Annotated in this window: 7 protein-coding genes; 4 read left to right on the plus strand and 3 right to left on the minus strand. The window is 63.3% G+C overall.

Translation table 11 applies throughout. The annotated features are described in order from the left end of the window. Position 1: 1 nt before the first annotated feature. On the minus strand, positions 2–6,466 hold the full coding sequence (locus ACK56M_RS21935) for an amino acid adenylation domain-containing protein (RefSeq protein ID WP_411959047.1): 6,465 nt from the start codon (positions 6,464–6,466) through the stop codon (positions 2–4). A 321-nt stretch (positions 6,467–6,787) separates the two neighbouring features. On the opposite strand from ACK56M_RS21935, the gene ACK56M_RS21940 reads away from it, so the two are divergent. The 3 genes from ACK56M_RS21940 to ACK56M_RS21950 all read left to right on the plus strand — a co-directional run bounded on the left by ACK56M_RS21940 (position 6,788) and on the right by ACK56M_RS21950 (position 9,185). Further along, a complete protein-coding gene (locus ACK56M_RS21940; RefSeq protein ID WP_080604897.1) occupies positions 6,788–8,194 on the plus strand; it encodes a PAAR domain-containing protein in 1,407 nt (468 codons plus the stop codon). Beyond that, positions 8,187–8,573, plus strand: a complete 387-nt coding sequence (locus ACK56M_RS21945; RefSeq protein ID WP_054573777.1) for a hypothetical protein — start codon at positions 8,187–8,189, stop codon at positions 8,571–8,573. The genes ACK56M_RS21940 and ACK56M_RS21945 overlap by 8 nt, the downstream gene beginning before the upstream one ends. A gap of 243 nt (positions 8,574–8,816) precedes the next feature. Further along, positions 8,817–9,185, plus strand: a complete 369-nt coding sequence (locus tag ACK56M_RS21950; RefSeq protein WP_015271331.1) for a hypothetical protein — start codon at positions 8,817–8,819, stop codon at positions 9,183–9,185. A 178-nt stretch (positions 9,186–9,363) separates the two neighbouring features. Here the strand turns inward: ACK56M_RS21950 and ACK56M_RS21955 are convergent, their stop codons facing one another. After that, a complete protein-coding gene (locus tag ACK56M_RS21955) occupies positions 9,364–9,624 on the minus strand; it encodes a DUF3077 domain-containing protein (RefSeq protein ID WP_015271332.1) in 261 nt (86 codons plus the stop codon). A 644-nt stretch (positions 9,625–10,268) separates the two neighbouring features. Next, positions 10,269–11,252 carry a TauD/TfdA family dioxygenase gene (locus tag ACK56M_RS21960; RefSeq protein ID WP_015271333.1) on the minus strand — a complete coding sequence of 328 codons (984 nt, stop codon included), beginning with the start codon at positions 11,250–11,252 and terminating at the stop codon, positions 10,269–10,271. A 181-nt stretch (positions 11,253–11,433) separates the two neighbouring features. On the opposite strand from ACK56M_RS21960, the gene azu reads away from it, so the two are divergent. Next, complete coding sequence (gene azu, locus ACK56M_RS21965; RefSeq protein WP_063912959.1) at positions 11,434–11,883, plus strand: azurin; 450 nt, start codon at positions 11,434–11,436, stop codon at positions 11,881–11,883. The last annotated feature ends 3 nt before the right edge of the window (positions 11,884–11,886 follow it).

Genomic DNA, 11,886 nt, shown 5'->3' on the forward strand with positions numbered 1-11,886 from the left:
GTCAGGCCTCTGTGAATGCATTCATCATGTGTTCGATATCGCTCAGGCCATCGTCGGAGAGCGACAGGCCCTGCTCGTCCAGTGCCTGGGCGAACGCGCGTAGTTCGGGGTGGCTGAAGATCAGCCGCAGGGGTATGTCCAGCCCCAGCTCGACGTTGATCCGCGACACTGCCTGGGCCGCCAGCAAGGAGTGGCCGCCCAGTTCGAAGAAGTTGTCGCTCAGGCCGACCCGGGCAACGTTAAGCAACTGCGCCCAGATGTTCGCGAGCTGCTGCTGCCGCTCGGTCTGCGGCGCCTGGTAGTCATGCTGTGGCTGGTTCGGGTCGGGCAGCGGCAGCGCCTTGCGGTCGAGTTTGCCGCTGGGGGTCAGCGGCATGCTCGGCAGGGTCACCAGGTAGGCCGGGATCATGTAGTCCGGCAGGCTGGCCTTGAGGTACTGCTTCAGGGCCTGGCGCAGATCGCCGCGGTAGCCTTCGGCCGGCACCGCATAGGCGCATAGCTGCTTGCCACCGGGCAGGTCGATGGCCAGCACGGTGGCTTCGCGAACGTCCGGGTGCGCCCGCAGGTACTGCTCGATCTCGCCCAGCTCGATACGGAAGCCGCGCACCTTCACCTGGTGGTCGACCCGGCCGCGATAGGCCAGCTGGCCGTTTTCGTCGTAGCACCCGAGGTCGCCGGTGCGGTACAGGCGGCCACCGCCAACCGGGTCGAACGGGTCGGGGATGAAACGCTCGGCGGTGAGTGACGGCCGCTGGTGATAACCGCGCGCCAGGCACCCTGCCCCGCCGATGAACAGCTCGCCGGGCACGCCCACCGGTGTCGGCGCCAGGCCATCGTCCAGAGCATGCAGGGTACGCCCCGGCAAGGCACGGCCGATCGGTACGCCGCCCAGGCTGATCTGCTCCACGGTCATCTGCGAACAATCGTAGGTGGTGGCGACCACGGTGGCTTCGGTCGGGCCGTAGGTGTTCAGCAGGCGCACTGCTGGCGGGCCATCGGCCAGCCAGGCGCGCAGGGCATCTTCCGGCACCGCTTCTCCCCCCACGTGAATCTGCTTCAGCCGGCCATAGGCCTCGGGGGCGCGGCGCTCCAGCGCCAGCAGGCGCCAGTAGGCCGCCGGCAGGTCGGCCACAGTCACGCCGTGGCGGTTGATCTCGTCCAGCAGGGTGGCGGTGTCCCACAGCCGCAGGTCGCGCAGCACCACACAGGCGCCCTGGGCCAGCGGCGGGAAGAACTGCTCGATGAAGCCATCGAAGCTGATGGTGGCGAACTGCAGCACGCGATCGCTCGGGGTGAGGCGCGAATAGTCGCCGGCCACCTGGCAGAACAGCGACAGGGCCTGGTGGTCGATGGCCACGCCCTTGGGCATGCCGGTGGAGCCGGAGGTGTAGATGACGTAGGCGAGGTTGTGCGGTGCCGCCAGGTTGGCCAGCGGTTCGGCGGGCCAGGCTTGCAGCCACTCGGTGCCCGGCTCCAGTACCACGCAGGGCAGTTGCTTGCCCAATTGCAGGCGCTCACGCGAGGGCGCATCGGCCAGCAGCAGGCCGATATTGCTGTCCTCGACCATGTAGGCCAGGCGTTCTTGCGGGTAGTCCGGGTCCAGCGGCACATAGGCGCCACCCGCCTTGTGAATGGCGATCAGCGCCAGGGCCATGCCCAGGCCGCGCTCGACAGCCACGCCAACCAGGCAGTCCGGCCCCACACCCAGCGCCCGAAGGCGGTGAGCCAGCTGGTTGCTGCTGCGGTCCAGTTCGGCGTAGGTCATCTGCTGGTCGTCGAAGATCAGCGCCAGCGCATCCGGCCGCTCGTGGGCCTGTCGCGCCAGCAGCTGGTGCGCACACAAGCCGCTGCCAGCCTGGGGCGCCGGGTTCCAGCCGTGGGTCAGCTGCTGGCGTTCGCTACTGCCAAGGAAGTCCAGCTCGGCAATGCAGCATTGTGGTTCGGCGCAGATGGCTTCCAGCAGTGCTTGCCAATGCCCGGCCATGCGCTCGATACGCGCGGCATCGAACAGGTCGGTGCAATAGTTGAACGAGGCCGTCACGCCATCGGAGCGCTCCAGGGTGTTGAGCGATATGTCGTACTGCGCGCCCGGCTCCAACAGGTCCACTTCCTTGACCTGCAGGCCGTGCAGGGCATCGCTGGACACCTGCTCGCCGAGGTCGCGCAGGTGGTTGTACAGCACCTGGAAGATCGGGTTCACACCCTGGTCACGCTCCGGATACAGCGCCTCGGCTACTTCGAGGAACGGCACATCCTTGTTGGCCTGGGCCTGCAGGGTGGTCTCCTTGATCGCCGCCAGCAGCTGCGAGAACGGCTGGCTGCCATCGACACGGATACGAGCCACGACCACGTTGATGAAGAAGCCGATCAGCCCCTCAAGCTCCAGGCGGTTGCGGTTGGTGACCGGCACGCCAATGTTGAGCGTGCCCTTGCGGCTGTAGCGCGACAGCACGATGGCATAGGCCGCCAGGAACACATGGAACAATGTGGCGTTGGATGCCACCGCCAGTGCCCGCAGGCGCTCGGTGAGGGCCTGTGGCAGGCGCACGTCGAAGCGGCTGCCCTGGTAGCTTTTGACCTGCGGGCGAATGCGGTCGGCAGGCAGTTCCAGCACTTCGAAGTCGTCTTCCAGGCGGGCCTTCCAGTAGTCGATCTGCGCCTGCATCTGCCCCTCGGCCAGCCACTTGCGCTGCCAGGCGGCGAAGTCGGCGTACTGCACCGGCAGCGGCTCGACGGCTTGCGCCTGGCCCGTGGCGGCGGCGTTGTAGGCGGCGGCGAACTCGCGCACCAGCAGGCTCATCGACCAGCCATCGGAGACGATATGGTGCAAGGTCAGCGACAGCAGGTGCTCCTGCGCATGCACCCTGAACAAGCGTGCGCGCAGCAGCGGGCCGTGCTCCAGGTCGAACGGGACGAAGGCTTCAGCTTCCAGCTTGCGCATCTGCGCGGCGTGGTCCTGGCCGCTGAGGTCTTCGAAACCGATCGGTACCGTGGCAGCCGGCAGGATGCGCTGCCAAGGCAGGCCGTCGGCCTCGACGAAAACAGTGCGCAACGATTCGTGGCGGGTTACCAAGGCATCCAGCGCAGCCTGCACGGCGCAGTGGTCGAGGTGGCCCTGCATGCGCACGGCCATCGGCGTGTTGTAGGCCAGGCTTTCGGGGTTGAGCTTCCAGAACAGCCACTGGCGGTTTTGCGAGCGGGACACCGGCAGGGGTTGCTGGCGATCGAGGATCTCGATGTCCAGGCCTGCGCCCTGCTCGCCTTCGGCCACTGCCTGGGCAAAGGCCTGCAGGTCGACGGTGTCGAACAGGCTGCGCAGCGGAATATCCACCCCCAATTGCTTGCGTATCCGCGATACCGCCTGGGTGGCCAGCAGCGAATGGCCGCCAAGGGCAAAGAAGTTGTCGCCCAGGCCTACCTGCGGTACTTGCAGGACTTGCGCCCAGATCTGTGCCAATTGCGTTTGCAGCGGGGTCTGCGGCGCTTGATAGGCCACCTGGGTGGCGGCGGGTTCCGGCAGTGCCTTGACATCGACCTTACCGTTGACCGTGACCGGCAGGTGCTCCAGCACCATCAGGTGGGTCGGCACCATGTGCTCGGGCAGCAGGCTCTTGAGGCTGGCGCGGATCGATTCCTGCCAGGCCAGGCTGTCGGCCGGCATCTGGCTGGGCACCAGCCAGGCAGCCAGTTGCAGTTGCGGCCCCTGGCCATGCACACGCACCAGGGCATTGGCGACACCGCCCAGGGCACGCAGCTGGTTTTCGATTTCGGCCAGTTCCACGCGATAGCCACGGACCTTGACCTGGCCATCCATGCGACCGGCGAACTGCAGGTCGCTGCCTTGGCGAACCCAGTCACCGCTGCGGTACAGGCGCTGGCCGTGGCCGTTCGGGTCGGGAACGAAGCGCTCGGCGGTGAGTGCCGGGCGGTTCAGGTAGCCGCGGGCCAGGCCGGCGCCACCGATGTACAGCTCGCCCTTGGCTTTGGCCGGCAGGGGTTGCAGGCAGCGGTCGAGCACCGCGACGCGGGTGTTGGCCAGTGGCTGGCCGAGGCTGGCCTGCCCGTTCAGTTCGGCGACCAGCACACCGACGGTGGTCTCGGTCGGGCCGTAGTGGTTGAACACCTTGAGCGTCGGGGCCAGGTTGCGGACCTTGCCCAGCAGGCTCGGGCTGATGGCCTCGCCGCCGAGCACCAGGCACTGTGCCGGCAGCGCCGAGCGGCCAGCCACCAACATGGCTTCCAGGTGCGACGGTACGATCTTCAGCGCGTCTACCTGGTGTTCGTTCAGGTAGGCGGCGAAGCCTTCGGCATCCAGCACCTGCTCGCGTAGCAGCAAATGCAGGGTGTGGCTGCCGCACAAGGCGCCGAACAGCATGGTGTGGCCGAGGTCGGCAGCCGGGGTCGAGACCTGGGCCATGCTACGGATGCGCTCGAGCGGCAAACGTGCGGCGATGCCTTCGACGTAGTTGGCCAGGCCGCCATGGCTGATCGCCACGCCCTTGGGCTGGCCGGTGGTGCCGGAGGTGTAGATCACGTAGGCCAGGTTGGCCGGCGCCGGGGCGATGCGGGCGGCGCTGCCGCTGCCGGTTTGCGCCCAGTCCAGGCGCTGCACGCCCTCGGGCAGTTCGGCCTGCCAGTTACCGGGCGCCAGTACAAGGCGCGTAGCGCTGTCGGCGAGCATGTAGGCCAAGCGTTCGGCCGGCTGCTCGGGCTCCAGTGGCAGGTAGGCGCCACCGGCCTTGAGCACGCCGAGGATACTGGCGAGCATGCCGACACTGCGGTCGGCCAGCACGCCGACCAGTGTGTCCGGCCCTGCTCCGGCTTCCACCAGCCGGCCTGCAATTGCTTCGGCGCGGGCATCGAGTTCGGCGAAGCTGGCCTGCTCGCCCGCAGCCATCACCGCCGTGCGTTCGGGGTGGCGGCTGGCGGCCGAGGCAAAACGCTGGTGAACCAGCAGCGTTGCGTCAGCCTGCGCAGGCGCGCCAATGGCAGGGGCCAGGCCTGGCAATGGCAGCTCGCCGACTGCGCCACCCGCTTCGTCGGCCAATGCCTGCACCAGGGCCAGCCACTGCTCGCCAAGGGCTTCGACGGTGGCCGTATCGAACACGTCGGTCGCATAGGTGAACGCTGCGTGCAGTTGCCCCGCTCGCTCATGGGTGTCCAGCGCCAGGTCGAAGCGGGCGCTGTGCTTTGCCAGGTTGACCGGCGCCAGGTGCAAACCGGAGCGGGTCTCGATGGCCTGCACATCCGCCACCTGCGCCTGGTGGTTGAACAGCACACGGAACAGCGGGCTCTCGCTGCTGCGCGGCAGGTCCAGGGCTTCTACCAGTTGCTCGAACGGCAGGTCCTGGTGGCTTTGCGCGCCTAGGGCGGTTTCGCGCACGCGCTGGAGCAGGCCGGTGATGTCCAGCAGTGGGTCGATTTCGGTGTGCAATACCTGGGTATTGATGAAGCAGCCGATCAGCCCTTGGCTTTCGGCGCGGTTGCGGTTGGCGATGGGCACGCCGACACGGATCGCCGACTGGCCGCTGTAGCGCTGCAGTAGCAGCTTGAAGGCGGCCAGCAGGACCATGAACAGGGTGACGTTATGCTTGCGTGCCAGGCCGCGCAGCCGTTCGACGACATCTGCGGCGATGGGGAACTCGTGACGCGCGCCACGATAGCTGGGGCGGCCCTCGCGGCTGCGGTCCAGTGGCAGCTCCAGCGGCGAATGGTCATCGCCCAGGCGCGCCTGCCAGTAGGCCAGCTGGCGCTCCTGCTCACCGGCCTGGAGCCAGCTGCGCTGCCACAGGGCGTAGTCGCGGTACTGGATCGGCAGCGGTTCCAGGCGGGCTTCGCTGCCGGCCACGGCGGCGTCGTACAGGTGCAGGAATTCGTCGATCAGCACGTTCATCGACCAGCCGTCGGCGACGATGTGGTGCAGGGTGAGCAGCAGTATGTGCTCCTCTGCCGCCAGTTGCAGCAGGCGCACACGCAGCAGCGGGCCGCTGGCCAGGTCGAAGGGGGCCAGGGCTTCGGCTTCGGCGATGGTTTCGATGGCGGCCTGACGGGCGCCCTCGTCCAGGCCGGCCAGGGCATCCTGGTGCAGCTGCAACGGGGCGGCGCTGGCCTCGACCTGCTGGCGCACGTCATCGCCGTCGGCGACGAAGCGGGTGCGCAGGGTTTCGTGGCGGGCCACCAGGGCATCGAAGGCGTGCTGCAGGGCGGCCAGATCCAGCGAGCCATTCAGGCGCACGGCCATGGGCAGGTTATACGCCGCGCCTTGCGGGTCGAGCTGCCAGAGGAACCACATGCGCCGCTGGGCGTACGACAGCTGGTCACGCTCGGCCACCTCTACCCCGGGCGCAATCGGCAGCACGGAAAAATCCATGCCCTCGCCCTGCAGCGCCTTGAGGAACAGGCGGCGCTTGTCGGGGCTGAGTTCGATGAAGCGGCGGGCGAGCTTGAGCGTTTGGTCGGCATTCATGTCGAGCGGTGTCCTGGCAGTCGAGCGGTAACTGTCAGACGAAGGTGTGGGGGGTTGATTTAGTGGCGGGACTGCAGGGCTGTGGCGGTGGCCTTGTCGGCCTCTTCGCGGGTAAAACCCACAGGTACACCACAGCTATCGAGGCTTGTGCACTACCTGTGGGAGCGGGCATGCCCGCGAAGAGGCCGGCATTGCCATCAATAAAATCACGTAGTCCAAATCTCTATTCCTTGTAGGACCCTTCCTAAACCCTCCCCACCCCGAAAATACCCGCCCACAGCCTGCTAGGTTCCTGGCTTCCACCTGAAAAAGAGGCGAGCCATGAGCATGCGCATGAACATCTTCGGCCGATACCAAGGCCTGGACGGCGACGAAACCAGCACAGGCGCCATTTGCATTGCCAGCCAAGCCAGGGGCCGTGTGCATGGCCGCAACTGGCTACTTCAAGGCGACCCGACCACACCCTGCCCGCTATGTGGACAAGCGGGCACCATCGTCGAGGGCGAAGTCCGCTGGCGGCAGGATGGTATTCCCACGGCTCTGGACGGAGCACTGGTGCAATGCGGGTGCCCACAGGGCAGCAATCGCCTGGTTGCAAGTGGGTACGCACCTCCGGCTTCGCGCAGGGCACCCGCACCTGAGCCTGTTCGTGAGGCACCAGCACAGGCCCGGACGGGTAACCCGGCAAGAAGTACCTATCAGCCTGAGGTGGTTCAGCCCTCGCCCACCCCTCAAGGCATGGAGCCCGGTTTCTACATCGTTCCGCGCTGCATGACGTATCAGGAAATCCTGGCAGAACTGGGCGCGCCGCAGGCCAACCTGCCTCGGTCGATTCTGGAGCGGCTGAACCCGACCTATCAGCAGGGGTTCAAGGCGGGCGAGATCTTTGTCATTGGCGATGGTTTGAGGCGCCCGGTGTGCACTCGGGAAGAACTGTCTGCGATGAGTGCAGCAAAACAAGCTCGTGAAGCACTGGCGGAACTGACGCCCGAAGAGGCGGAATTCATGATGCGCCATCAAGCCGAGATTGCTGCGTTGCTCAGCGATGTGAGCCTGGCGATGGGGGTGAGCGAGGCGATGGTTGCCAAGTCGCTGGATGAACTCAGCACCATTTTGAAAAAAATCGAAGAGCTCCATAAAGTCCAATTCGTCAAGCACGGACATCTTCGGCACCCTGAGTTCTTTGCAGAACGTCAAAAGCTGTTCACGCAATTGAGTGCAAACTTGAATGCGACCCTTCTAAAAAAACACCTCAATCTCGGAAACTATGAAAGTCTGCGCCGGGACTTGGGAATTTCTTCGAGAAGCTTGGTGCACCACTGGAGCAAAGCGGGAGGACCGACACATATCCCTGGCTACTCGACACACTTAGACAAGCTGGCCAAGCTGGCTAAATATTTAAAAGCCGGAGGGCGTGTTGGCATTACTATTGGCGGTGGCGGATCTGCCCTGAAAATTTCAGAGGTGTGCAAAGAGGGCAACACAAATGCCTGTAAAAAAGTCAGCGTTTCTGAGGCAGGTAATTTCTCCGGTGGCTTAGCTGGTGGCTGGTTGGCAGGAAAAATTGCGGGCAGAATCTCTGCGAAGGTTTGCTGGAGAGTCGGACCCTACGCCGTAGCATGCGGAATAGTGATCACTGGTGGAGGCGCCTTGGCCGGCAGCATCGGTGGTATGGAAGCGGGTGAGGAGTTCGGAGAATTAGTCTTCGAGGTCTTTGGAGATGATTGATTACCTTGACGTAAAACTAAGACTATTTCTGTTAGGCACTCCTATCTGCCTCGCCTTAATCGGGCTTGTATCTGACCTTCACATTGCGTGCTCTCGCCAATATAAAGAAATGACTTCAGCACTCCAACGGAGCGCGTGCCTTCCATTTGCGACCGGCATGTGGGGAGAGAAAAAAATAGGTTCCAGAATTCTAGTTATTTCTGTAATCGCTGGCGCCATTGGGTCCCCCGCCTCAAGCATTCGCAGCGGGCTATTGGATGAGCAAGACCATTTACAATTCCCTGAGAAGTTAAGAAGAAAAATTCTTATTGCATCATCACTAAACACCATCGGCATCGCTTGGATAGCCATCTATTACCTGATGAAACTGCTAGACTGAGAGACAAAACAGATGAACTCAAATCTTTCATATAACACCGAACCTCAAGCAAACCGGCGCATTCAAAAACACCGACTTCACGTAGTCTCTACATCGAAGCTGATCACCATGACCTGCTTAACCTGGGGCCTTTATATACCCTATTGGAGCTATTGCCACTGGAGACTTATCCGAGGACAAAGCGGGTTCGCTCTAATCCCGTTGCTCTGCGGCGTGTTTGGCTCTTTCTTGATTTACCCCCTAATGAAAAGAGCAATCACCTATAGCAAAGAATTGGATCTGACCGTCGAAGGTACAGCGCTTGGAGTGACATTGAGATATTGGGTACCTTACCTGCTCTTCGTGAGCTGGCAATTCTGGGCACCCGACCAGCCGGAGGAAAGCCAATCGCTCTATAACATGTTCATGCTGCCGCTCGCGCTTCTGGTCACGTCTGTGACTTTAACCTTGGTAGCGCTGGTGCAAATTCAGCAAGCAGCCAACGCTTATGAAGGTGACCCAACAGGTCTGCGGAACGCTCAAATTACTTGGGCAAACGGGCTATGGATAATTATCAGCTGGTCGCCCTCCGCCGCTCTACTTGCACTAATTTCTCATTATGCCAACCACTAAATGACGTAAAGGTCGGTTTGCCACTGATTGTATGGCACCGGCTGCGCCGGTGTTCGCGGGCACGCCCGCTCCCACAGGAGTTGTGCATACCCTGCGGCATTCTGCTTAACCTGAGGCATGCACAATCCCTGTAGGAGCGGCTTTAGCCGCGAAAGGGCCAGCCCAGTCAATACAAGGATCAGCGCAGCAAACCCAACTCGGCATCATCCAGCAGCGCCTTGGCCATGGCTGCAAAGTAATGCGAAGCCCAGAGCATCTGCTGATCGCCGTCCATCAAACCGGTCAGTGACAAGTCGCGTGCATAGCCCATCAACTCCGAGGCTTGCTCCCGGGCGCTGCGGCAGGGGATGCCCTCAGCGATACGGAACAGCGGATGGGTTTGGCCTTCGCCTTGGTAGAAGTAGGTGACACCGGGGGTGGTTTTGGTTTCGTCGGTCATGGAATGGTCATCATATGAGTTATGTGCCACCCGTCCGTTTCCACACATTGGGGTGACAGCTGCACACGGGGTGGAAAACCAGGCATATGATGAACCCGGTAGGCCCGAAAGCCTCCCGCGTACAGCTGTCGTGTCAACAATCATCATATGTCTTGCCAGGTTTCCACACCCGATCGCTGAACCGTCAGCGACAGGCAAAGCCTAGAGTGCGGGATTTGCAGGAACAATCAGACGCGTGTCGACAGAGGTTGTAGGGTATTTCGCAGGGGGTGGAGTTGCCAGTCCCGAGGCGTAGGAAGAGTCTGGGATTTTTGTAGGTTGCTGGGGGCATGTCTTGAGAATGCGTCAGGGCTGACAGGTGTTCGCCATGACAGGTTCAGCGCCTATGAGATCGAGCGCCGCCCGCGCGGCGCATCGCGAGCGAAGCTCGCTCCTACATCTGTTTCGGGCCAATTATTCCTGAGGCATTGGCGCGCGGCCCCTTGGCGTTCGACTGGATATCGTGTGGGACAAACAAGGCGGCCGCGCGCGCTGGCACAGGCAATACTGGCCCGAAACAAATGTAGGAGCGAGCTTCGCTCGCGATGCGCCGCGCGGGCGGCGCTCGATCTCATAGGCGCTGAACCTGTCATGGCGAACACCTGTCAGCCCAACACCTCCCTATGCCCCTGCGCCATCGCCACCACTACCTTGCGCTTGCCGGTAAACGGCGACCGCGCATGCGCCGCGAGCATGTTATCCAGCATCAGCACATCGTTCTCCAGCCAAGGGAAGCTAATGGTGCATTCATCCAGCACCCCACGCACTTCATCGAGCAGCGAATCCTCGATGGTCGTACCGTCGCCGTAATACACGTTACGCGGCAGGTCCTCTTCCTCGACGATGTCCATCAACGACTCGCGCACTTCTGGCTGCAGGTTCGACACATGGAACAGGTGCGCCTGGTTGAACCACACGTCCTCCCCGGTCACCGGGTGACGCGCCACCACCTGGCAGCGCTGACGGGTGCGCAATTCGCCGTCATCCTTCCAGATGCACTCGATGGCATGCGCCCGGCAATAGGCCTCGACCTGGCGCGGGTCCTCAGTGTTGAACACCTGCGACCATTCCACATCAAGGCCGTTGCCGTAGTTGCGCACGTACATCAGCCCCTTCTCCACCAGCCGCTCACGAATACGCACCGGCATGCGCCGGTAAACCTCGCGGCTGTCGGCAATCGGCGTCTGGCCACCGGTCTCGGCGGGGATCACGCTGTAGAACCAGATCTTCATCGGCCATTCCAGGGTATAGGCCTGCTCGTTGTGCAGGGGGATGCTCTGGTGCGCCGGGTACTCGGTGGAGGTGTACACCCCCTTGGTCACGTTGCTGCGCGGGGTGGAGCCAAATTCGTAATTGAGCAACGGGTGGCCGAAAGAAGCGGCGAACTGGCGGAAAGCTTCGGCACCACCCACCTCGAACCCGCGAAACAGGATGCCGCCGGCCTGCAGCAGGTGCCGGTCCACCAGCGGCTGCAATTCGGCAAAGGCTTCCAGCAGGTCGATACCCGGCTCCGGCGCGCGTACCAGCAGCGGCAGGTTGCCGCGCGCGGCGTCCAAGGGTTCGATCGCAAAGCTCAGCAGTTCACTCATGTCCGGTCACCTCAAGCCAGGGCCGCATAGGCGGCGAAATCGGGATGCGCGCCATGTCGGCGCCTGACTAGATGAACGAGCGGGGCATGGGGAAATTCACCAGGGCCGCACACACAGGTAAAGCTGGCACGCGCCGGTTCGTCTGAACGATGTGCACCCGTTTATCGCCCAGGAACCGTACATGACTCGCCAGCTTCTGCTCCTCGCCCTGCTCGCCGCGGCCCCTGCCGCCTGGTCGGCAGAGCCATGCGCCGTGGAAATCCATGGCACCGACCAGATGACCTTCGACAAGGCCGCCATCAGCGTGCCCAAGGCCTGCACCGCGTTCACCGTCACCCTCACCCACCCCGGCGCCATGCCGAAGAACGTGATGGGCCACAACTGGGTGCTGAGCACCCAGGCCGACATGCAGGGCGTGCTCGACGACGGCCTGAAAGCCGGCGAAGCGCAGGACTACGTGAAGCCCGGCGACACCCGGGTCATCGCCCACACCCGCCTGATCGGCGGCGGTGAAACAGACAGCGTCACCCTCGACACCCGGTCGCTCAAGGCCGGTACCGCCTACAGCTTCTACTGCTCGTTCCCGTTCCACAGCACCTTGATGAAGGGCACCCTGACCCTCGGCAGCTGACCC

Origin of the sequence: Pseudomonas sp. s4, from assembly GCF_046764235.1 — a bacterium.
In the GTDB taxonomy this organism is placed as follows: domain Bacteria; phylum Pseudomonadota; class Gammaproteobacteria; order Pseudomonadales; family Pseudomonadaceae; genus Aquipseudomonas; species Aquipseudomonas asiatica.